Below are 19,349 nucleotides of genomic sequence, written 5' to 3'. Positions count from 1 at the left end.
ATGCGATGGGCCGGCCCGACCCCGCGACGAAATCCGGTCCGGACCCTGTGGACCTCGGGGGCAAGCCGGGCCGGGACAGCGAACCACGCGAATTTTCTGCGTATCCTCAGCGTGGGGCCGGGCCGGCGGCCGGCTGCAGGGGGATCGTACCCGCCATGGGGTTTCTCATCGTCTTTCTCGGGGCCGGCCTCGGCGGCATGGCCCGCCACGGCGTCGGGCTGGCCGCCCTGCGCTTCGGCACGGCTTTTCCCTACGGCACGATGGGCATCAACATCCTGGGCTCGATCCTGATGGGGGTGCTGGCGGGCTGGTACGCCATGCGCAGCGGCAGCCAGCCGATGCGGCTGTTCCTCGCCACCGGCGTCCTCGGGGGCTTCACCACCTTCTCGTCCTATGCCCTCGAAGGCATCCTCCTGTTGGAGCGCGGCGAGATGGCGGCGGCCATCATCTACATCCTGGGCTCGGTGGTCCTCGGGCTCGCCGGCCTGCTCCTCGGCCTGATGGTCATGCGGATGATCCTGTGAGACCGGCCGGGCCGTCGCGATGCTGAGCGCGCTGCTGCTCTCCTGGCGGTTCTGGGCCCTGCTCTCGGCCGTCTTCGCCGCGCTGACCGCCATCCTGGCGAAGGTCGGCGTCACCGGCGTCCCTCCCGACGTGGCGACCTTCGTGCGGACCGTGGTGATCCTCGCCCTCACCGGCGCGATCCTGTTCGCCACCGGGCAGGTGCCGGGCCTCGCGGCGATCCCGGGCCGCAGCGTCGGCTTCCTCGTGGCCTCGGGCCTCGCCACGGGCGCCTCCTGGCTCTGCTACTTCCGCGCCCTCGCCCTCGGGGATGCGGCGCGGGTGGCGCCCCTCGACAAGCTCAGCGTCGTGCTCGTCGCGATCCTCGGGGTGATTCTCCTCGGCGAGAGCCTCACCCTGCCGAACTGGATCGGCGTCGTCCTGATCGCGGCCGGGGCCATTCTGGTGGCCTACCGGGGCTGAGAACCGCCCGGCCCCGCGCTGTCGCAGGATCAAGCCCCGGCCAGGGCGCTGCTTTTCCCGACGTATGGAATTCTTCCAAATCGAAGACAGTAGATCCTCCGCCGAGCGCAAGATTCAACCTATTCCAATGTTTCGAGAATTGCTTGCCAAGCGGAGACTCAGCTTTCAAACCTCTCTCCAGAACGCGGATCGCGAGAGGAGAGCGGAATCATGGAACGCACGCTGGACTGGCTGCGCGGCACCGTGCGGATCGCCTGGTGGGACGGCTCGGCCCTCGACCTGCGGCTGCATCGCTTCGCCGACCTCATCGACGCCCTGGCGGGCGCTCCGGAAACGGATCCCGCCCTGGTGCCGGCCCACTGGCGGGAACGCCTGTCCGATCGGACCTCGGGAGCCCGGGCATGAGCGGGCAGGACGAGCGGATGGATGCCCCACCGCACCCCGCGCCGGCCTGTGCTGAGCCCGCGTCGCCCGAGGCCCATCTCGACGAGGCCCTGCGCCGCGCCTTCTGGCAGAGCCTGAACCGGGCGCCCCTGCCGGCCCTGTCGGCGCTGGAGGTGGCGGCCCGCGTCGTCGGTGCCCTCTATCGGCAGGTGGCCCAGGCCCATGAGGGGCCGCAGGGCTGCCGCTGCGGCTGGGAGCCGGATCCCGATTGCGACCTCATCGTGCTGGAGGCCAACCTCGCGGCGGCCCTGATGCAGCCGCCCGAGCCCGATCTCGCCCGCATGATCCCCCTCGGGCGCGCCTGATACGGGCTCCGCTCGATCAACGTGGAGCCCGTATCCGGCAAGCCCTCGCGGCGTTTGAGCGAAGTCCAAATCCGCCATTCGGAAGGGATCAACCGGCCAGCCCTCAGGTCCAGGATCCGGTATGAGCCGGGATGGTTACGATTCCCTCATACTCCCGGGCCGACCATGGTGGTGCGAGCCCGATCTCGGCCTCGCGTCGGCGCACCGGGAGTGTGGGATGGACGGGTTCTATCGCGGCATCGAGACGAGCCTCCTGGCCTTCAGTCTCGTCCTCGGGCTCGGTGCCCTGGTCCTCTCGCACCGTGCCCTGCCGCGCCCGACCGTGGCCCAGCTCGCGGTCAGCCTGCCGATGATCTCGGTCTCGGCGCTGCCCTGAGCATTCATCCGGGCCGTACACCGAATCCCGCTCAAGGATTCATGATCGGCCGGTCCTCGCGACTGCAACCCTTCCGGCCCCTCGCGACTTAACAGTTCAAGAGGCAACGCACGCCGTTGCACGATCCTGACACGTTGAGGGCACATCCCCCGAGGGATGTGCGAGCGAGACTTTTCGATGGTAGCGAATCGACTGCGCGTATCCGCCATCGCGGGTACTCTTGTCTTGGCCGGGACATTCCTGACGGGTGCCGGTTTCTCGGGTGCTTTCGTCTCCGGCGCCCTTGCGGCTCCGGTCGCCGACCAGGGTCCGGGCAAGGCCTCCGTGGTTGCACCCACCGTCACCCCCGTGGCGGCTGTGACCGAATCGGAAGACGAGTCGGTCAATTGCAGCCGCTCGCGCAAGCGCCTCTGGGTCGAGGGCGAGGGCTGGATCGTTCGTCGCGTCACCACCTGCCGCTAGCGCGAGACCGGGAGCGCCGCGGCGAACCCGACCCTGCCGCGAGGCAGGGTTTTTCGTATCGTGAGCCTCGTCGCCTGCCTGCCGAGGCTGCTCCGTCCCGCTCGGGGGCCCGCCTAAGCACTCTTCGACGCTGAAGGCCGCCGGGATTTCGGGAACGACGGAGGCGTCCACCGGTTCTCGTTCGAATCGGCCAGCGTGGGAGTCCGGCGTCGCATGACCACTCGTTCGAAGATCCTGCCGCGCACGGGAATCTCCCTAGGCATGGCCGGCCTCGCCGGTGCTCTGGTGCTCTCCGGCCTGGCCGGCACGGCGCAGGGCCAGGACCTCGCCTACGGCAGCTATCCCTATGCCGGCTACGAGAACGGCTATGGCGGGCCGCTGATCCATGGCGATTATGTCGGTGCGCCGCTCACCCGTTTCCCCCGCCCGAGCGAACTCGTGCCCAGCGCCTGGGGCTACGGGACCTACGGCATCCCCACGGTGGCGGGGATCCGCAGTGCCTCGGTCGGCACGCCGACGGTCTACGTCATCGAGGGGCAGCCCTCCGCTTCCCGCGCCGCAGCCCCCGGCCGCTCCCGGGTTCTGACGCGCAGCCGACAGGGGCGCTGGTCGGACGCTGCCGGGCCCACGCGAGCCCGGGGCCCCGGCGGCCCGTTCCAGACTGCCGCCCCGGTTGCCGAGACGAGCGGAGGGGCCCGCGTCATTCCCGTCCGGGTTCCGCCGGCCCAGATCACGCAGCGTTAGGGCGCAGCGCCGGAAGAAGACTCCGCGCCGACTTTCGCAAGCGGTTAATCTGTTCGTGCCACCTTCTGGTCAAGAACCGTGAAGGTGGTCAGGCCGCGCCATGCATATCGTCCTCGTCGACACCAGTCGGGTCGTCCTCAAGATGATCGCGGCGCTGCTCGAGCCCAACGGTCACACCGTTTCGGCCTTCACCGATTCCGCCGAGGCCCTCAACTTCGTGGAGAATACCGGCTCGGTCCGGGTGCTGATTACCAGCCTCGAGGTCCGGCCGCTGGGCGGCCTCGAACTGTGCTGGTCCGCCCGCCTGCTTGCCGAGGCCAATCGCCCCCTCTACGTCATCACCATGTCCTCGGCCCGGAACGCCCGGAACCTGGCCGAGGCCCTCGATAGCGGCGCCGACGACTTCATCGAGAAGCCGCCGGGACCGGAGGAGCTGCATGCCCGCCTGCGGGCCGCCGAGCGCCTCACCACGATGCAGAGCGAACTGATCCGCCTCGCCGACACGGACTCGCTGACGGGCCTGCTCAACCGGCGCGCCTTCCTGCAGAAATCGCGGGATGCCGCGGAGCGCGTGGGGGATCACGGCAGGATGTCGGCCATTCTCCTCGACATCGACCACTTCAAGGGCATCAACGACGAGTACGGCCATGACGTCGGCGATGCGGCGATCCAGGCCGTGTGCCGGGAACTCGCCCTCGATGGCATCGTCGGCCGACTCGGCGGCGAGGAGTTCGGCATCATCCTGCCCCACCGCTCCGGCACGGAGGCCGAGGGTGTGGCGACTCGCCTGCGCCGCTCGATGGAGGCCCTGCGCATCCGCGGCGGCCGGGTCCCGATCCGCCTTACCTGCAGCTTCGGCGTCAGCGAGTGGTCGGAGGGCGACACCATCGAGGGTCTGCTCAAGCGGGCCGACATCGCCCTCTACGAGGCCAAGACGACGGGACGCAACCGCGTCGTGAGCGCCGCCTCCGACCTCGTGCTGGCCCGCGCCGGCTGAGCCGGAACCTGTCTCGAATCGAGGGGGAACCCGGCAGCTCCCTTGTGCCGTTGCGAAACGCCCGCATTCCCGACCCGGTCGCGCGATGCGGCCGTTTACCAAAGTACCGCCGGATTTCCCGTGGGTTTTGGTCAATGTTCGGGGAATTGCACCAGAATCCAGATCGAGCCTTGGCCAGTAAAACCCTGGAACGAAACTTGATCTGAACCTCCCAGGGAACGCCGCGGTGTGTCGCGGTGGGACAATGGGGAGGGTAGCGGCATGAATGACGCCGTGGGAGTTTTGATCGTCGGCGAGCCCCTCGGGCTCGAGCCCGCGTTTCGCGCCGTCATCGAGCATGAGCCGCGCCTGCAGACCTTGAGCGAAGGGGAACTCTCGCCCGGGTCGGACGGACCGTCACGCAAGGTCGCTCTGCTGTTCGTCGGGGCGGAGCCCGAGCCGGGCCTTGCCGGCCGGATCGCGGCGCTCAAGGGCCGGGCGCCGGGCCTCGCCGTCCTCGTCGGCTTCGAGGTATTGCGGGCGGGCCTCCTGACCCGGCTGGTGGAGGCGGGCGCCGATGCCTTCATCGCCCGCTCGGCGACGCCGCGCGACATCTGCCGGGCCCTCCTCACCCTTGCCGCCAGCCCGACCGAATCGTCCCGGGACGAGGCGGCACCGGTGGCCCCGGCCGATGGCCTGACGCCGCGCGAAGCCGAGATCCTGCGCTTCCTCAGTGCCGGCTTCAGCAACAAGGAGGTGGCTCGCCGCCTGAACCTGAGCGTGCGCACGGTGGAGACCCACCGCCTCAACCTGCGCCGCAAGACCCAGACCGGGCGCCTCAAGGACCTCGTCGCCCTGGCCCGCCACCTCGGCCTCACGCCGGTGGTCGATGCGGCGCCGGTCCGTTCGACGGGCGGCGACCGCCCCCGGGGCCTGCACGCGAGCGAGTCCGTGGCCCGGCTCTGAGCCGGGCCGCGACGCCCCTCAGGCGGGCAAGACGTTTCTCAGGCGAGCAAGACGTTTCTCAGGCAGGAGTCAGACTTTCGTTGACCGCGGAGAGGGGACGCTTGGGCTTCTGGGCCACGTCGCCGCCGCGCATGGCCTCCTCCAGCGGCTCCGGACCCTTGCGCAGGAGCTTGGCCAGATAGTAGCTGCCGAACCCGAAGATGAAGGCGTAGGCGATCAGGAAGGCGATCAGGGAGGTCGTCACGGCGTTGACCGTCAGGGGCGAGTGGGCGTCCGCCGTGCGCAGCTGCCCGTAGACGATGTAGGGCTGGCGCCCGATCTCGGCGGTGAACCAGCCGAACAGGACCGCGCCGAAGCCGGACGGGGTCATCAGCATCGCCGCGTTGAGGAACCAGCGGTTCGAGAAGAGCGTGCCCTTCCAGCGTAGGTAGAGGCTCCACAGGCTCAGGCCCAGCATCGCCATGCCGATCGCGACCATGATGCGGAACGAATAGAACACCGGCCAGACCGGCGGACGCTGGTCGCGCGGCACGTCCTTCAGGCCCGGCACCACGCCCGAGAAGTCGTGGGTGAGGATGAAGCTGCCCAGCCGCGGGATGCCGATCTCGAAGTCGTTCTTCTCCGCCTCCATGTTGGGGATCGCGAAGAGCAGCAGGGGCATGTTGTCCTGCCGGTCCCAGTTCGCCTCGATCGCCGCGAGCTTGGTCGGCTGCAGCTTGAGCACGGCCAGCCCATGGGTGTCGCCGACGAAGATCTGGATCGGCGTGAAGATCACCGCGAACCAGAGCGCCATGGAGAGCGAGAGCCGGGCGCCCGCCACCTTCTCGGCCGGCTCCTTGCGCGCCCGTAGGATCATCCAGGCCGACATGCCCGCCACCGCGAAGGCCGTGGTGAGGAAGCAGCCCAGGACCATGTGGGCGTAGCGGATCGGGAAGGAGGGGTTGAAGATCACCTTCCACCAGTCGGTGGCGATGGCCCGGCCGTTCTCGACGACGAAGCCGTCGGGGGTCTGCATCCAGGAATTGGCGGACAGGATCCAGAAGGCCGAGATCAGGGTGCCGATCGCCACCATGCAGGTGGAGACGAAGTGCAGCCGGTCGCCGACCCGGTCCCAGCCGAACAGCATGATCCCGAGAAAGCCGGCCTCCAGGAAGAAGGCGGTGATCACCTCGTACTGGATCAGCGGCCCGAGCACGTTGCCGGTGAAGTCGGAGTAGCGCGACCAGTTGGTGCCGAGCTGGTAGCTCATCACGATGCCGGAGACGACGCCGAGGCCGAACGAGACCGCGAAGACCTTCACCCAGAACCGGTAGAGGTTCCGGTACATCGGGTTGCCGGTCCAGAGCCACTGCGCCTCCAGGCGGGCGAGGAAGCTCGCCAGCCCGATGGTGAAGGCCGGGAAGATGATGTGGAAGGCCATGGTGAAGCCGAACTGGATGCGCGAAAGCAGGAGCGCGTCGACGTCCATGGCAAACCCTCATGCGATGTGGGGCCCCCGATGGGAGGGGACCCTAGAACAGCTATAGCGTGAAGACGCCGAAGCTGCATCCGGTTCGCGGCGGGCGACCGGGTCGCAGGGTTGTGCGGCCTCGGGGCGGCTCAGCGCCGCGGCAGCAGGCGGCGCGGCGCGCGGGCCAGGGTCGCGACCCCGAACAGCCCGAGAGCCACCACGCCCGTCAGGCCGGCGACGAGGAGATCGCGGTCGCGGCTCGTCCAATAGGCGCTGCGCGTCGTCTTGGTCCGGTCCGAGAAGCGCCCGTCGATGCCCACAGGGCCGGGCACCGGGGCGAACAGGTTGCCGGCCTTGTCGGGGGCCGGTTCGTCGGTGAGCTGGGCCGACCACATCGTGGCGGCCTTCGCATCCGCGTAGCCCGGCATCAGCGCCTGGGCGGCGGCCATCATCACCGTGCTGTGGCCGACCCAGACCTCCCGGCTCGGGTTGTCGGCCGTGGCGACGATGGCCTCGGCGCAGAGGCGCGGATCGTAGACCGGATCGGGGGCGTACTGGCCGTGGCCGGTGCGGTTGCGGGCCCAGTTGAACTGCGGGGTGTTGACGGCGGGCAGGTAGACCACGCTGAGGGAGACCTTCACGCGATCGTGGATCAATTCGGAGCGGAGGGCGTCGGTGAAGCCCGAGACCGCGAACTTCGCCGCGCAGTAGGGCGCCTGGAGCGGCGCGGCGCGGATGCCGAGGCCCGACGAGACCTGGATGATGGCGCCGCGGTCGCGCGGCTTCATGTGGCGCAGGGCCGCCAGCGTCCCGTAGACCTGGCTCAGGTAGGTCGTCTCGGTGACGCGCCGGTACTCCGCGGGCGTGATCCGGTCGGCCGGGTTCACGATGGTCGCCATCGCGTTGTTGACCCAGGCCCGGATCGGGCCGAACTCCCGCTCGATCCGCTCGGCGGCGGCATCGATCGCCTCCGCGTCCGCCACGTCGGCCGAGATCCCCAGGACGGGGCGGCCGTAGGCGGACAGGTCGGCCTCCGCGTCGCGCAGGCGGTCGGCATCGCGGGCGATGACAGCCACGGCCCAGCCCCGCCGGGCGAAGAGATGGGCGGTGGCGAGCCCGATTCCGGCGGTTCCCCCAGTGACGACCGCGACCTTCATGATGTTTCATCCTTGGTGAGCGCGTGGCGCCAACGGGTTCGGGGGCGACCTGGTGCCGGCGGGGATGCGTGCCCAAACGACACGGGGGAAGCGGGGTCGTCATGGCTGATGCCTTCCGCGACTCTCCCTCTCCCCTCTGCGGGAGAGGGTGGCCCGCGAAGCGGGTCGGGTGAGGGGAGCGCCTTATTCGGAGAGGTCGCCCCCTCTCCCGCCTGCTCCGCAGGCACCCTCCCCCGCAGAGGGGGGAGGGGATGCGTCGAGGCCAAGCTGTCTTCGAGCGTCGACTCAGGCGGCTTGACCCTGTGGGGATTCCGATGCCGTCGCCCGCCGCTTCCCGGCCGGCGCGCCCGAGAGATCCCGGCCCTTGCCGTCCTTCACCTCGGCGAGGCGTGCCTGGAGCAGGCCGAGCACGGCCGCCTCCTCGGGCTTCAGCCCGGCGAGGTCCTCGCGCAGCTCGTCCTCCACCGCGTCCTTGATCTGCAGGAGGAGGGCGCCCTCGAGGTAGCAGTCGAGCACCTGGGGATGGATGTAGCACTTGCGGCAGATGGTCGGCGTGTTGCCGAGCCGGGCGGCGACGCCCTCGATGGCGGCGCGCAGGTTCTTCTTGGCCTTGGCCTCGCTGTCGAAGGCCTCGAATTCCTGCAGCGCCAGGGCGGCCAGGACGGTCCCGGCCCAGGTCCGGAAATCCTTGGCGGTGATGTCCTGGCCCGTGATCTCGCGCAGGTAGGCGTTCACGTCCGCCGAGGTCACGTCGCGCACGGTGCCGTCGGCGTCGCGATATTGGAACAGCTCCTGGCCGGGCAGGTCCTGGCAGGCCTTGACGATGCGGGCGACCCGCCGGTCCTTGAGGCCGAGGTCCCAGGTCTTGCCGCTCTTGCCCTTGAACCGGAAGGTCAGCGCCGAACCCTCGATCCGGGCGTGCCGGTCGCGCAGGGTGGTCAGGCCGAAGCTCTTGTTGGTGCGGGCGTAATCGTCGTTGCCGACACGGATCAGCGTGGTCTCCAGGAGGTGGACCACGGTGGCCAGCACCTTTTCACGGGGGAGGTCGCGCCGGCCCATGTCGGCATCCACCCGGGCGCGGATGGCCGGGAGCGCGTCGGCGAAGGCCATGACGTGCTCGAACTTGGTGAGGTCGCGGGCGGAGCGGAAATCCGGGTGGTAGCGGTACTGCTTGCGCCCCTTGGCGTCGCGGCCGGTCGCCTGGATATGGCCGTTGGCCCGCGGGCAGATCCAGACGTCGGTATAGGCCGGCGGGATCGCCAGGGCGCGGATGCGCGCCAGGGTCTTCGCGTCCTGCACCGGCTGGCCCCGGGCGTCGCGATAGGCGAAGCCCGTCCCGCTCTTCCGGCGCGTCAGCCCCGGCATCGTGTCCTCGACGTAGCGCAGGCCCGCCTCCTCGGCGGCGTCGCGCGGGTCGGCGACCGTGCCCTCTTCGTCGCGCGCCGTGGCCATGCTCCGGTTCCGTCCCTCACGGTGTCTCGTTGGCCGTCAACGGGGCCGCGCCATCCCCTGTTCCGCCATCCCCTGTTCCGCCATCCCCTGTTCCGCCATGGGCTGTTCCGGCGGGGGCGTGCTACAGCGCGTCCGATGGATCATCCCGCTTCCGGCACCAGGCCCCGGCGCCTCGTCCTCCTCGCCCCCGACGATGCCGGGTTCGCCGCCCGCGACCTCCCCCTGGTCGCGGCGGCCCGGGCCGCCGGGCTGTCCGCGACGGTGGTGACGCGGGTGGACGCCCATCGTGGGGCGATCGAGGCGGCGGGCGCCCGGGTGGTGCCCTTCGCGCTGGGGACCTCGCGCATCAACCCGATGGCGGCGGGCTACGAGGCGGGCCAGCTCGCCGGGATCCTGAAGGCCCTGGAAGCCGACCTCCTCCACGCCATCGGCCTCCGGGCGATCGTGGTCGGCGGCACGGCCGCGGCCATGTCGGGGATCGCGGCGCGGATCTACCAGCCCGACGACCTCGCGGCCCTGAACGCCCGCACGGATGCCGCCGGGCGCCTGACGCGCTTCGCCCTGCGCCAGGCGCTGCGGGGCCCCCTCGCCACCCGGACCACCCGATACCTCTGCGCGACCGCGGCCGAGGCCGCCGCCCTGGGGCTCGATCCGGCCGATACGGCGCTGGCACTGGCGGGCGCGGACCGGCTCTCGGCCGCCGCCGGCACCCTCTACGGCGAGTTCGCCCGGGCATGAAATGCCAGGAGGAGCGCGCCAGCATGAGCACGCCAGCATGACGCCGTCGGCCGATCCCCTCGCCTTCATCCGGGCCAACACCCGGCTGCGCCCGGTGCCGCACGCACCCGAGATCGTCCTGCACGTGGCCGACGAGGCCACCGAGCTGTGGCAGAAGACCGAGGACGAACTGGAGGCGATCGGCCTGCCGCCGCCGTTCTGGGCCTTCGCCTGGGCCGGCGGGCAGGCGCTCGCCCGCTACATCCTCGACAATCCCGGCCTCGTGGCGGGCCGCCGGGTGCTCGATTTCGCCTCGGGCTCGGGCCTCGTCGCCATCGCGGCGGCGCGGTCCGGCGCGGATCATGTCACGGCCAGCGACCTCGACCCCTTCGCGATTCCGGCCATCGGCCTCAACGCGGCGGCCAACGGCGTGGCGGGGCAAATCGAGGCGGTGTCGCGGGACCTCATCGGCACCGATCCGGGCTCCGCCGTCGTGCTCGCCGCCGACATCTTCTACGAGCGGGATCTCGCGGCCCGGGTCACGGCCTGGCTGTCCGGCCTGCACGCGGGCGGCGCCATCGTGCTGGTGGGCGATCCCGGCCGCTCCTACCTGCCGCGCGACCGGCTCACCGAACTCGCCACCTACACGGTGCCGGTGAGCCGCTCCCTGGAGGATGCCGAGCTCAAGCGCAGCAGCGTCTGGCGCTTCAGCGCCTGAACCGCCTTCAGAACCGGCCGCGGCGCTGCGCGTCGAGGCTCCAGGGGCCGGCGCCGGCGGCGGCGAGGTAGAGGAAGACGAAGCAGAACAGGATCGCGGCATCGCCCCCGTTGAGCGCCGGGAACGGGCTCTTGGGGTGGTGGGCGATGAAGTACGCGAAGGCCATCTGGCCCGAAAGCAGGAACGCCACCGGCCGCGTGAACAGGCCCAGGATGATGAGCGCGCCGCCCAGGGTTTCGAGGATGGCGGCGAACCACAGCAGCGACATCATCGCGGGGGCCGCTCCGCCCCCCATCCGCACGGGAAAGCCGAACAGCTTCTGCGTGCCGTGCTCCAGGAAGAGCAGGCCTGCCACGATGCGCAGGATGCTGAGGAGGCGCGGGGCCCAGGTCGTCGAGAGGCTGGCGAGGGACATGGGCGAGGGGTCTCCGGCGATGGGCCCGCCGCGCGGACGGCGCCCGCGCGAAGCCGTCGAGCCATAGCGCTCGGCAGGGGACGGGGCGAGCCTCGGAGGGCAATCCCGCGGGGATATCCGGCTGGGTGGCCCTGCCTACAGGCTGTCGTCGAAGTCCGGCGGGCCGAGGCGGCGCCAGGCGGCGGCGATGCGCTCGGGCTTGGTGTCGAGGGCCTCGGCGCAGGCGAGGAGCGTCGCCTCGTCACCCATGATATGATCGAGGATGCCCGCCAGGAAGCCGGGATCCTGTGCACTGGCCCGCAGGGTCTCGGGCGTCGCCCCGGTGGCATTGAGGAAGGCGAACAGGCGCTCGTCGTCGGTGGCCATCCAGGCGAGGGCCGCCAGGGCCACGCCCTCGGCGGAGTCGTCTCCGCCATTGGGTTTGCGTTTCGTCAACATGTATCCGCTAAATCTCCTGAGGCGGGGCATGCGTCGAACGACAATGGGCCGTCCACGCACCGGGAACAACGGGCCATGAAGAAGACCGTGCTCATCGTTGAGGACAACGAACTCAATATGAAGCTCTTCAACGACCTGTTGGAGGGCCATGGCTACGCGACGCTCAAGACGGCCAACGGCATCGAGGCGATCGAGCTCGCGCGGGCGCATCGCCCCGACCTGATCCTCATGGACATCCAGCTGCCCGAGGTCTCCGGCCTCGAAGTCACGAAGTGGCTCAAGGAGGACGACGACCTCAAGGCCATCCCGGTGATCGCGATCACGGCCTTCGCCATGAAGGGCGACGAAGAGCGCATCCGCGAGGGCGGCTGCGAAGCCTACCTGTCGAAACCGATCTCGGTGGCGAAGTTCCTCGCCACCGTCCGCCAATATCTCGGCGACGCCAGGACCGCCTGACTCGCCCACCTCGCTCATAGCCTTCCCGATGGCCCGTAGTACGACCCTGCGCGAGGACCGATGTCGGCCCGAATCCTGATCGTCGATGATCTCTTTCCGAACGTGAAGCTCCTGGAGACGAAGCTCTCCATGGAATACTTCGACGTTCTGGCGGCGATGAACGGCCCCGACGCCCTGACGATCTGCGAGAAGGGTCTCTGCGACCTCGTCCTCCTCGACGTGATGATGCCCGGCATGGACGGGTTCGAGGTCTGCCGCCGGCTCAAAAGCAACCCCAACACGGCCCACCTGCCCGTCGTGATGGTCACCGCCCTCGACCAGCCCTCCGACCGCCTGCGCGGGCTCGATGCGGGCGCCGACGACTTCCTGACGAAGCCCATCGACGACACGGCCCTGTTCGCCCGCGTGCGCAGCCTCGTGCGCCTCAAGGCGGTGACGGACGAGCTGCGCTCCCGCGCCATGGCCTCGCGGGATTTCGGGATCGGCGACCCCCTGGCCCTCGCCGCCGCCGAGACCGGCCTCAACGCCTCGATCCTCCTCGTGGAGGACCGCCCCGGCTCGGCAGACCGCCTCGCGGCGGCCCTGGGCCAGCACCACACGCTCACGGTCGAGCCCGACCCGCACAAGGCCCTGGTGCTGGCGGCGGAGGGCACGTTCGACTTGACCCTGGTCAGCCTCGACATCCAGGGCTTCGACGGCCTGCGCCTGTGCAGCCAGCTGCGCTCCCTCGACCGCACCCGCCTGATGCCCGTGATGATGATCGCCGAGGAGCACGACCGCGCCCGGGTGATCCGGGGCCTGGAATTCGGCGTGCACGACTACCTGATGCGGCCCGTGGACCGGAACGAGCTCGTGGCCCGGGTGCGCACGCAAGTGCGCCGCCGCCGCTTCTCGGAGGCCCTGCGGGGCGCCGTCCAGGCCTCGATGGAACTCGCGGTCACCGACGGCCTCACGGGCCTGCACAACCGGCGCTACCTCGACAGCCATCTCGGCGCGCTGTTCGGCGAGGCGGCCCTGCGCAACCGTCCGGTGGCGGCGCTGATGCTCGACATCGACCGCTTCAAGTCGATCAACGACACCTACGGCCACGAGGCCGGCGACGAGGTGCTCAAGGCCTTCGCCGAGCGCATCCGCACCCATACGCGCGGCATCGACATCGTGGCCCGCTACGGCGGCGAGGAGATCGTCATCATCCTGCCGGATGCCGAGGCCGAGGGGGCCTACGCCATCGCTGAGCGCATCCGCGAGCGGATCGAGGCGGTGCCGTTCTCCATCCAGCGCGACACCCGCACCGTTCCGGTGACCGTCTCCATCGGCGTGGCCTGGCGCCGGGCGGAGGATGCCGGGCCAGCCGACATGCTCAAGCGGGCCGACCTCGCCCTGTACCGGGCCAAGAGCACCGGCCGGAACCGCGTCGAGGCGGCGGCGGCCTGAAGCCGGGCCGCGCGCCGCCCGAGGCCCTGAAGCCCGCTACTGCAGCTGGTGGCCCTTCTTGGCCATCTCGGCGCGCACCCGGACCATGATGTATTCCGAGACGTCCTGGGTCCAGGTCTGCATCGCCTGGACCATCTCGTCGAGCACCTGCGGCTGGGTCTCGACGTAGCGCTTGCCGGCGGGCGAGCGGAAGAAGGTCGCGATCTCGTTCAGCTCGGCCTCGGACAGGCGCGAGGCGTAGATCCGGGCGGCGGTCTCGATCATCGCCTGCTTCTGCAGCTCCATCTCGGGCTCGAGGGAGGCCAGCACCGTATCGAGGTCCTTGGTGATCTCGGGTCGGGTCACGGCGCCCTGGCGGATGCGGTCGCTGAAGGCCGGGATGATCGAGTCGAACGAGCGGGCGATGCCGGAATTCAGCATGACCTCGCGGGCGAGGGCCAGGTGGTTGGCCGAGTAGGCCGGCGTCTGCGCGGCGGGGGTGCTCGGCGCCGGCGCGGCAGGCGGCTTGGCGCCGGGCTTGGCCGCCGGCGGCTTCTGAGCCGGGGCTTGGGCGTGCACTGGAGCCAGGGCGCCCAGGGGGGCGCTGGCGAGGACGAGGGCGGCCAGGGCGGCGAGGCGGCGGGACATGGCGGACGCTCCGGGAGGGGTTCGGCGAAGGGGAAGACGGAAAGGGAGAGGGATGGGGGCGATCGCCCTCAGACGATTCCGAGCCGGCTCACCACCGCCTGTCCGTCCCGTGCCTCGGCCAGGATGGCTCCGGTGGCGAGGCCGAGGAACAGGCCGTGCTCGACGACGCCCGGCACGGCCCAAAGGGCACCCGACAAGGCCTCGGGGTCCGGGATGCGTCCGAGATGGGCGTCGAGGATGTGGTGGCCGCCATCGGTGACGAAGGGCGCGCCGTCCCGGACCCGCAGGACGAGCTCGCCGGTGCAGCCGCTCGCCTGCAGGGCGGCGGCCACGGCCCGGCGGGTGGCGCCGAGGCCGAAGGCGTTGACCTCGATCGGCAGGGGAAACGCCCCGAGGGTCTCGACGCGCTTGGCGGCATCCGCGATCACCACCAACCGGTGGCTGGCGAAGGCGACGATCTTCTCGCGGAGCAGCGCGCCGCCGCCGCCCTTCACGAGGCGCATCGCTCCGTCGATCTCGTCGGCGCCGTCGATGGTCAGGTCGAGTTCGGGCAGCGCTTCCAGGGTGGCGAGGCGGATGCCGGCGGCCTCGGCCGCGACCCGGGTCGCCTCGGAGGTGGGCACGCCGACGACGTCGAGGCCGGCCCGGACGCGGGCGCCCAGAAGCTCGACGAAGACGTTGGCGGTGGACCCGGTCCCGATCCCCAGCCGCATCCCGGGCGTGACCAACCCGACCGCGACCTCGGCCGCCGCGCGGCGCAGATCCGGCCCGCTCACGCAACGGCTCCGGCGGCTGGGAAGGGGAGGGCGTGCGGCATGGAACGGCTCGGGCGAAGGGCGAATCGGGCGAGGGGCGAATCGAACGGGGCGAGCCACCGGCCGGCGGACGCGCCCGGTGCCCCTAGCACGCCGGGCCGGAGGGTCCAACGCGGCGTGTCGGGGGCGGCGATCGGGTCAGGGCGCGGTCAGGGACGGGCGCTCTGGGGCGGCGTGGCGCTCGGGCCCACCCGGCCCGGGGCGGCGCCGGTGGCGGGGGCCTCGTCGGCCCCCGGGCTCGCCGGGTTCGCCTGCGCGGTGCAGACCACCGCTTCCTTCTGCAGCTGCACGTAGCAGATGCTCATCTCACCGGTGCGGTAATTGACCCGGAACACCCCCGCCTCGCGGGTGTGGCGGGAGGCGACCAGGCCGTATTCCGACGGGGCCTGGGCGCTCGCGCCCTCGCCGGCGCCGTAGCAGACGGTGACGCCGACGCTGCCCACCGCGCCCTCGCGCAGGCCGTACTGGCAGGAGGTCACCTCGCCCGTGACCTTGTCGACGCGATAGACCCGGTTGAGGTCGATCTGGGGGGCCGGCACGAACTCGAAGGAGGCCGCCCAGGCCGGCGCGGCGAGGGCCGGGAGCAGGCCGGCCGTGACGACGAGGGCCCGGGCGGGGCGGGCGGACATCGGACGCAGGATCGAACGCATCGGGAGCCTTCGTGAATGCTGAGGTGCGCGGAGCGGTGGGGGTCGGGCGGGAAACGACGCGACGCTAGCGCCGGCTTACGGCGCAACCGTGGCCCGACGGATCGCCGCGCGCGGGAACGCAGGACGCCGCGACGGCGCGGGAAGCAGATCGAAACTGCGCCGCGATCCCGCAGCCGTGCGGTGCCCGCGCGGTGATGCCGCTGGCGTCATTCCGCCAACATGCTAACGGGGTTGGCCATGTTTGACGCCGTCGCCGCCCTCCACGACATCCTCGAAAACCTGGACCGCGACGCCCGCGAGGCGACGCGCCTGCGGGCGGTCCTCGTGCCGGAGCTGCGCCGGGTGATCGAGCTCGGGCGCGCCGATGCCGAGGCGCGGCTCCTGGAAGAGCGCGACGGCATCGCCTGCGCCCAGCGCCTGAGCCGGCTCACCGACGCGGTGATCCGCACCATCCACGACGCGGTGGTGTGGCGGCTCTATCCGAACGACAATCCCTCCACCGGGGAGCAGCTCGCCGTGGTGGCCACCGGCGGCTACGGCCGGGGCACCATGGCCCCGGGCTCGGACATCGATCTCCTGTTCCTGCTGCCCTACAAGCAGACGGCCTGGTCCGAGAGCGTCGTCGAGGCGATGCTCTACGTGCTGTGGGACCTCAAGCTGAAGGTCGGCCACGCCACCCGCTCGGTGGAGGAGTGCCTGCGCGAGGGCCGGGCCGACATGACCATCCGGACCTCGCTCCTCGAGGCGCGCTACCTGTTCGGCACCCGCGCCCTGTTCGAGGAGCTCGTCACCCGCTTCGACACCGAGCTGGTGATGTGGACCGCACCGGAATTCGTCGAGGCGAAGCTGCGCGAACGCGACGCGCGGGTCTCGAAGGCGGGCGCCTCGCGCTACCTCGTCGAGCCCAACGTGAAGGACGGCAAGGGAGGCCTGCGCGACCTCAACACCCTGTTCTGGATCGCCAAGTACACCTACCGGGTCCGCGACCAGAGCGAGCTCGTGGCCGCCGGCCTCTTCACGCCGGAGGAGTACCGGGTGTTCGAGCGCTGCGACGAGCTCCTGTGGCGGGTGCGCTGCCACATGCACTTCGTCACCGGCCGGGCCGAGGAACGCCTGTCCTTCGGCCTGCAGCCGAAGATCGCCGAGCGCTTCGGCTACGAGCCGCGCGGCGGGCTCTCCGGCGTCGAGCGCTTCATGAAAGCGTATTTCCTAATCGCCAAGGAGGTCGGGGACCTCACCGCCATCGTCTGCGCGGCGCTGGAGGCGCGCCACGCCAAGCGCACCCCGGTGCTCGACCGCTGGATCGGCCGGTTCCGCGACCGCTTCCGCGCCACCGCCATCGAGGCGGAGGACTTCGTCGACGATCACGGCCGCATCAACCTGCGCGACCCGGACGCCTTCAGCCGAGACCCCGTGAACCTGATCCGGCTGTTCTGGCTCGCCGACCGGCACAACCTGCCGATCCACCCCGACGCCACCCGGGCGGCCAACCGCTCCCTGCGCCTGATCGGCCATTCCCTGCGGGCGGACGAGGAGGCCAACCGGCTCTTCCTCGACATCCTGACCTCGAAGAACTCGCCCGAGACCATCCTGCGGCTGATGAACGAGGCCGGCGTGCTCGGCCGCTTCATCCCGGATTTCGGCCGCATCGTCGCGATGATGCAGTTCAACATGTACCATCACTTCACGGTGGACGAGCACCTGCTGCGCGCCATCGGGGTGCTCTCGGCCATCGAGTCCGGGCGCACCGAGGAGGAGCATCCCCTCGCCACCCGCCTGATCAACACGATCAGCAACCGGCGCGCCCTCTACGTCACGGTACTGCTGCACGACATCGCCAAGGGCCGGCCGGAGGACCATTCCATCGCGGGCGCCGCCATCGCGGAGAAGCTCGGGCCGCGCTTCGGCCTGACGCCGGCCGAGACCGAACTGATGGCCTGGCTGGTGGAGCATCACCTGCTGATGTCGATGACCGCCCAGAGCCGCGACCTCTCGGACCCGAAGACCATCGAGAAGTTCGCCGGCGTGGTGCAGACCCTGGAGCGCCTGAAGCTCCTCACCATCCTGACGGTGGCCGACATCAAGGCCGTGGGGCCCGGCGTCTGGACCGCCTGGAAGGGCACCCTGATCCGCACCCTCTACGACGAGACCGAGGTGGTGCTGTCCGGCGGCCATTCCGAGATCGCGCGCACCGACCGGGTGCGCCTGATCCAGATGGCCCTGCGCGAGCAGCTCAGCGACTGGCAGGCCGAGCTGTTCGACGCCTACGCGGCGCGGCACAACCAGGCCTACTGGCTGAAGGTCGACACCACCCGCCAGTACAAGCACGCGGGCTTCGTCAAGGCGCTGACGGCCGAGGGGCGGACGGTGGCCACCGCCACGGAGACCGACCCGGTCCGCGGCGTCACCGAGCTGACGATCTACTCGCCAGATCATCCGCGCCTGCTCGCCATCGTCACCGGGGCCTGCGCGGCCTCGGGGGGCAACATCGTCGACGCGCAGATCTTCACCACCACGGACGGCTTCGCCCTCGATTCGATCTTCATCTCGCGCGCCTTCGAGCGGGACGAGGACGAGCTGCGCCGGGCCGGCCGCATCACCGCCGCGATCGAGAAGGCGTTGCGCGGCGAGATCCGCATCGCCGACCTCGTGGCCGACAAGCACCCGCCGAGCGAGCGGGCGCGGACCTTCCTGGTGCCGCCCGACATGGCGATCGACAATGCCCTGTCGAGCCGCGAGACCGTGATCGAGATCACCGGCCTCGATCGCCCGGGCCTGCTCTACGAGCTGACCACGGCGCTCAGCCGGCTCAGCCTCAACATCACCTCGGCCCACGTGGCGACCTTCGGCGAGCGGGCGGTGGACGTGTTCTACGTCACCGACCTTACCGGCACCCGGGTGACCCAGCCCGACCGCCAGGTGGCGATTCGAACGGCCGTGATGGAAGTCTTCGCCAGCGACGTGGCCGCCCTCCGGGCCGAGGGACTCGATGCGCTGATCGACTCGCCGCCTCCGCGCGAGGCTTGAGTGGGGCCGGACGGCGCCGCGCGCTTGATTTCAGCGCGTCACCGCCTGATATCAGCGCCAACCCCGACACCGATAGTCTTTGACGAAACCACATGATGGCGAACGACATGCACGATGAGCGGCGCGACCCGGCCCAGGCGGTCGAGGAGACCCCAGGGGCCGCGCAGGCCGAGTCCGCCGGATCCGGCGAGGCGATGCAGGCCGATGCGCTGGCCTCCCTCGTGGCCGAGCGCGACGAGCTGAAGGACCGGGTGCTGCGCACCCTGGCCGAGATGGAGAACCTGCGTCGGCGCACCGAGCGCGAGGTTGCCGATGCCCGCGCCTACGCGGTGACCAACTTCGCCCGCGATCTCCTGAATTCCGCCGACAACATCCGGCGGGCCCTCGAGAGCATTCCCGAAGGGGACCGAGCGAGCGCCGACGGCGCCTTCAAGGCCCTGATCGACGGGATCGAGCTCACCGAGCGCGATCTCGCCAAGACCCTGGAGCGGCACGGCGTCAAGCTGATCGAGCCGAAGGGCCAGCGCTTCGACCCCAACCGCCACCAGGCCATGTTCGAGGTGCCCGACCCGGAGGTTCCCGCCGGCACGGTCGTGCAGGTCATGCAGGCCGGCTACATCATCGGCGACCGCGTCCTGCGCCCGGCGCTGGTGGGGGTGGCCAAGGGCGGCCCGAAGCCGGCCGCCGCCAATCCGGGCGACGCCGCCTGAGCGTGGCGCCTGCGACCCTCCCCCCC

23 protein-coding genes are annotated in these 19,349 nt (G+C 70.6%); 15 read left to right on the top strand and 8 right to left on the bottom strand.

Annotated features, from left to right (window positions below; all coding sequences use genetic code 11):
- Positions 1 to 155 precede the first annotated feature (155 nt).
- The 9 genes from crcB (at position 156) to ASF41_RS10625 (ending at position 5,257) form a co-directional block, all read left to right on the top strand.
- Positions 156 to 524 (top strand): fluoride efflux transporter CrcB, encoded by a 369-nt coding sequence (crcB, locus tag ASF41_RS10660; protein WP_056218272.1) that lies wholly within the window; start codon positions 156 to 158, stop codon positions 522 to 524.
- Positions 525 to 546: 22 nt separating this feature from the next.
- Positions 547 to 984, top strand: coding sequence for an EamA family transporter (locus tag ASF41_RS10655; protein ID WP_056219378.1), 438 nt, complete (start codon positions 547 to 549; stop codon positions 982 to 984).
- A gap of 210 nt (positions 985 to 1,194) precedes the next feature.
- Positions 1,195 to 1,389 (top strand): hypothetical protein, encoded by a 195-nt coding sequence (locus tag ASF41_RS10650; protein WP_056218269.1) that lies wholly within the window; start codon positions 1,195 to 1,197, stop codon positions 1,387 to 1,389.
- Positions 1,386 to 1,733: a hypothetical protein gene (locus ASF41_RS10645; protein ID WP_082514032.1), complete on the top strand. Its 348-nt coding sequence runs from the start codon at positions 1,386 to 1,388 to the stop codon at positions 1,731 to 1,733. The genes ASF41_RS10650 and ASF41_RS10645 overlap by 4 nt, the downstream gene beginning before the upstream one ends.
- A 217-nt stretch (positions 1,734 to 1,950) precedes the next feature.
- Positions 1,951 to 2,109, top strand: a complete 159-nt coding sequence (locus tag ASF41_RS25595) for a hypothetical protein (protein WP_200917574.1) — start codon at positions 1,951 to 1,953, stop codon at positions 2,107 to 2,109.
- A gap of 177 nt (positions 2,110 to 2,286) precedes the next feature.
- Entirely contained in the window at positions 2,287 to 2,571 is a 285-nt protein-coding gene (locus ASF41_RS10640) for a hypothetical protein (RefSeq protein WP_244472726.1), read from the top strand.
- 213 nt (positions 2,572 to 2,784) lie between these two features.
- Positions 2,785 to 3,315 carry a hypothetical protein gene (locus ASF41_RS10635; RefSeq protein ID WP_156653262.1) on the top strand — a complete coding sequence of 177 codons (531 nt, stop codon included), beginning with the start codon at positions 2,785 to 2,787 and terminating at the stop codon, positions 3,313 to 3,315.
- Between the two features lie 100 nt (positions 3,316 to 3,415).
- Positions 3,416 to 4,312, top strand: coding sequence for a diguanylate cyclase domain-containing protein (locus tag ASF41_RS10630; RefSeq protein ID WP_056276536.1), 897 nt, complete (start codon positions 3,416 to 3,418; stop codon positions 4,310 to 4,312).
- A gap of 261 nt (positions 4,313 to 4,573) precedes the next feature.
- On the top strand, positions 4,574 to 5,257 hold the full coding sequence (locus tag ASF41_RS10625; RefSeq protein WP_056493089.1) for a response regulator transcription factor: 684 nt from the start codon (positions 4,574 to 4,576) through the stop codon (positions 5,255 to 5,257).
- Positions 5,258 to 5,315: 58 nt separating this feature from the next.
- On the opposite strand, the gene ASF41_RS10620 is transcribed toward ASF41_RS10625, so the two are convergent.
- The 3 genes from ASF41_RS10620 to ASF41_RS10610 form a co-directional block, all read right to left on the bottom strand.
- On the bottom strand, positions 5,316 to 6,725 hold the full coding sequence (locus ASF41_RS10620; protein WP_056493086.1) for a cytochrome ubiquinol oxidase subunit I: 1,410 nt from the start codon (positions 6,723 to 6,725) through the stop codon (positions 5,316 to 5,318).
- 131 nt (positions 6,726 to 6,856) lie between these two features.
- Entirely contained in the window at positions 6,857 to 7,864 is a 1,008-nt protein-coding gene (locus tag ASF41_RS10615; protein WP_056493084.1) for an SDR family oxidoreductase, read from the bottom strand.
- A gap of 285 nt (positions 7,865 to 8,149) precedes the next feature.
- Positions 8,150 to 9,316, bottom strand: a complete 1,167-nt coding sequence (locus ASF41_RS10610; protein ID WP_056493082.1) for a DNA topoisomerase IB — start codon at positions 9,314 to 9,316, stop codon at positions 8,150 to 8,152.
- Positions 9,317 to 9,451: 135 nt separating this feature from the next.
- Between ASF41_RS10610 and ASF41_RS10605 the strand changes: the two genes are divergently transcribed.
- A complete protein-coding gene (locus tag ASF41_RS10605) occupies positions 9,452 to 10,054 on the top strand; it encodes a hypothetical protein (protein WP_056276544.1) in 603 nt (200 codons plus the stop codon).
- Between the two features lie 37 nt (positions 10,055 to 10,091).
- A complete protein-coding gene (locus ASF41_RS10600; protein ID WP_056493080.1) occupies positions 10,092 to 10,751 on the top strand; it encodes a methyltransferase in 660 nt (219 codons plus the stop codon).
- A 7-nt stretch (positions 10,752 to 10,758) separates the two neighbouring features.
- Here the strand turns inward: ASF41_RS10600 and ASF41_RS10595 are convergent, their stop codons facing one another.
- Positions 10,759 to 11,166 carry a DoxX family protein gene (locus tag ASF41_RS10595; protein ID WP_056218242.1) on the bottom strand — a complete coding sequence of 136 codons (408 nt, stop codon included), beginning with the start codon at positions 11,164 to 11,166 and terminating at the stop codon, positions 10,759 to 10,761.
- Positions 11,167 to 11,301: 135 nt separating this feature from the next.
- A complete protein-coding gene (locus ASF41_RS10590) occupies positions 11,302 to 11,604 on the bottom strand; it encodes a DUF3572 domain-containing protein (protein WP_056493078.1) in 303 nt (100 codons plus the stop codon).
- 75 nt (positions 11,605 to 11,679) lie between these two features.
- Between ASF41_RS10590 and ASF41_RS10585 the strand changes: the two genes are divergently transcribed.
- Both ASF41_RS10585 and ASF41_RS10580 read left to right on the top strand, forming a co-directional pair.
- Positions 11,680 to 12,060, top strand: a complete 381-nt coding sequence (locus ASF41_RS10585; protein ID WP_055946254.1) for a response regulator — start codon at positions 11,680 to 11,682, stop codon at positions 12,058 to 12,060.
- 60 nt (positions 12,061 to 12,120) lie between these two features.
- On the top strand, positions 12,121 to 13,494 hold the full coding sequence (locus ASF41_RS10580) for a PleD family two-component system response regulator (protein WP_056218237.1): 1,374 nt from the start codon (positions 12,121 to 12,123) through the stop codon (positions 13,492 to 13,494).
- Positions 13,495 to 13,530: 36 nt separating this feature from the next.
- On the opposite strand, the gene ASF41_RS10575 is transcribed toward ASF41_RS10580, so the two are convergent.
- The 3 genes from ASF41_RS10575 to ASF41_RS10565 all read right to left on the bottom strand — a co-directional run bounded on the left by ASF41_RS10575 (position 13,531) and on the right by ASF41_RS10565 (position 15,586).
- Positions 13,531 to 14,121 carry a DUF2059 domain-containing protein gene (locus ASF41_RS10575; RefSeq protein ID WP_056218234.1) on the bottom strand — a complete coding sequence of 197 codons (591 nt, stop codon included), beginning with the start codon at positions 14,119 to 14,121 and terminating at the stop codon, positions 13,531 to 13,533.
- 68 nt (positions 14,122 to 14,189) lie between these two features.
- A complete protein-coding gene (gene rpiA, locus ASF41_RS10570; protein ID WP_056493071.1) occupies positions 14,190 to 14,897 on the bottom strand; it encodes a ribose-5-phosphate isomerase RpiA in 708 nt (235 codons plus the stop codon).
- A 188-nt stretch (positions 14,898 to 15,085) separates the two neighbouring features.
- Positions 15,086 to 15,586, bottom strand: a complete 501-nt coding sequence (locus tag ASF41_RS10565; RefSeq protein ID WP_407067272.1) for a hypothetical protein — start codon at positions 15,584 to 15,586, stop codon at positions 15,086 to 15,088.
- 237 nt (positions 15,587 to 15,823) lie between these two features.
- On the opposite strand from ASF41_RS10565, the gene ASF41_RS10560 reads away from it, so the two are divergent.
- The gene (locus ASF41_RS10560; protein ID WP_056219367.1) at positions 15,824 to 18,613 is read left to right on the top strand and encodes a [protein-PII] uridylyltransferase; all 2,790 of its coding nucleotides are present in this window, start codon (positions 15,824 to 15,826) and stop codon (positions 18,611 to 18,613) included.
- Between the two features lie 92 nt (positions 18,614 to 18,705).
- Positions 18,706 to 19,323, top strand: coding sequence for a nucleotide exchange factor GrpE (gene grpE / locus ASF41_RS10555; RefSeq protein ID WP_056493069.1), 618 nt, complete (start codon positions 18,706 to 18,708; stop codon positions 19,321 to 19,323).
- The last annotated feature ends 26 nt before the right edge of the window (positions 19,324 to 19,349 follow it).

The organism is Methylobacterium sp. Leaf111 (assembly GCF_001423285.1).
Taxonomy (GTDB): domain Bacteria; phylum Pseudomonadota; class Alphaproteobacteria; order Rhizobiales; family Beijerinckiaceae; genus Methylobacterium.
Note: the sequence above shows the minus strand (reverse complement) of the source record. Positions and strands in the feature narration are given on the sequence as shown.

What these genes read in the sequence shown, in the direction of transcription:
- crcB (WP_056218272.1), top strand. Translation starts at nt 156, where the DNA reads ATGGGGTTTCTCATCGTCTTTCTCGGGGCCGGCCTCGGCGGCATGGCC.
- ASF41_RS10650 (WP_056218269.1), top strand. Translation starts at nt 1,195, where the DNA reads ATGGAACGCACGCTGGACTGGCTGCGCGGCACCGTGCGGATCGCCTGG.
- ASF41_RS10645 (WP_082514032.1), top strand. Translation starts at nt 1,386, where the DNA reads ATGAGCGGGCAGGACGAGCGGATGGATGCCCCACCGCACCCCGCGCCG.
- ASF41_RS25595 (WP_200917574.1), top strand. Translation starts at nt 1,951, where the DNA reads ATGGACGGGTTCTATCGCGGCATCGAGACGAGCCTCCTGGCCTTCAGT.
- ASF41_RS10640 (WP_244472726.1), top strand. Translation starts at nt 2,287, where the DNA reads ATGGTAGCGAATCGACTGCGCGTATCCGCCATCGCGGGTACTCTTGTC.
- ASF41_RS10635 (WP_156653262.1), top strand. Translation starts at nt 2,785, where the DNA reads ATGACCACTCGTTCGAAGATCCTGCCGCGCACGGGAATCTCCCTAGGC.
- ASF41_RS10630 (WP_056276536.1), top strand. Translation starts at nt 3,416, where the DNA reads ATGCATATCGTCCTCGTCGACACCAGTCGGGTCGTCCTCAAGATGATC.
- ASF41_RS10625 (WP_056493089.1), top strand. Translation starts at nt 4,574, where the DNA reads ATGAATGACGCCGTGGGAGTTTTGATCGTCGGCGAGCCCCTCGGGCTC.
- ASF41_RS10620 (WP_056493086.1), bottom strand. Translation starts at nt 6,725, where the DNA reads ATGGACGTCGACGCGCTCCTGCTTTCGCGCATCCAGTTCGGCTTCACC.
- ASF41_RS10615 (WP_056493084.1), bottom strand. Translation starts at nt 7,864, where the DNA reads ATGAAGGTCGCGGTCGTCACTGGGGGAACCGCCGGAATCGGGCTCGCC.
- ASF41_RS10610 (WP_056493082.1), bottom strand. Translation starts at nt 9,316, where the DNA reads ATGGCCACGGCGCGCGACGAAGAGGGCACGGTCGCCGACCCGCGCGAC.
- ASF41_RS10605 (WP_056276544.1), top strand. Translation starts at nt 9,452, where the DNA reads ATGGATCATCCCGCTTCCGGCACCAGGCCCCGGCGCCTCGTCCTCCTC.
- ASF41_RS10600 (WP_056493080.1), top strand. Translation starts at nt 10,092, where the DNA reads ATGACGCCGTCGGCCGATCCCCTCGCCTTCATCCGGGCCAACACCCGG.
- ASF41_RS10595 (WP_056218242.1), bottom strand. Translation starts at nt 11,166, where the DNA reads ATGTCCCTCGCCAGCCTCTCGACGACCTGGGCCCCGCGCCTCCTCAGC.
- ASF41_RS10590 (WP_056493078.1), bottom strand. Translation starts at nt 11,604, where the DNA reads ATGTTGACGAAACGCAAACCCAATGGCGGAGACGACTCCGCCGAGGGC.
- ASF41_RS10585 (WP_055946254.1), top strand. Translation starts at nt 11,680, where the DNA reads ATGAAGAAGACCGTGCTCATCGTTGAGGACAACGAACTCAATATGAAG.
- ASF41_RS10580 (WP_056218237.1), top strand. Translation starts at nt 12,121, where the DNA reads ATGTCGGCCCGAATCCTGATCGTCGATGATCTCTTTCCGAACGTGAAG.
- ASF41_RS10575 (WP_056218234.1), bottom strand. Translation starts at nt 14,121, where the DNA reads ATGTCCCGCCGCCTCGCCGCCCTGGCCGCCCTCGTCCTCGCCAGCGCC.
- ASF41_RS10565 (WP_407067272.1), bottom strand. Translation starts at nt 15,586, where the DNA reads ATGCGTTCGATCCTGCGTCCGATGTCCGCCCGCCCCGCCCGGGCCCTC.
- ASF41_RS10560 (WP_056219367.1), top strand. Translation starts at nt 15,824, where the DNA reads ATGTTTGACGCCGTCGCCGCCCTCCACGACATCCTCGAAAACCTGGAC.
- grpE (WP_056493069.1), top strand. Translation starts at nt 18,706, where the DNA reads ATGATGGCGAACGACATGCACGATGAGCGGCGCGACCCGGCCCAGGCG.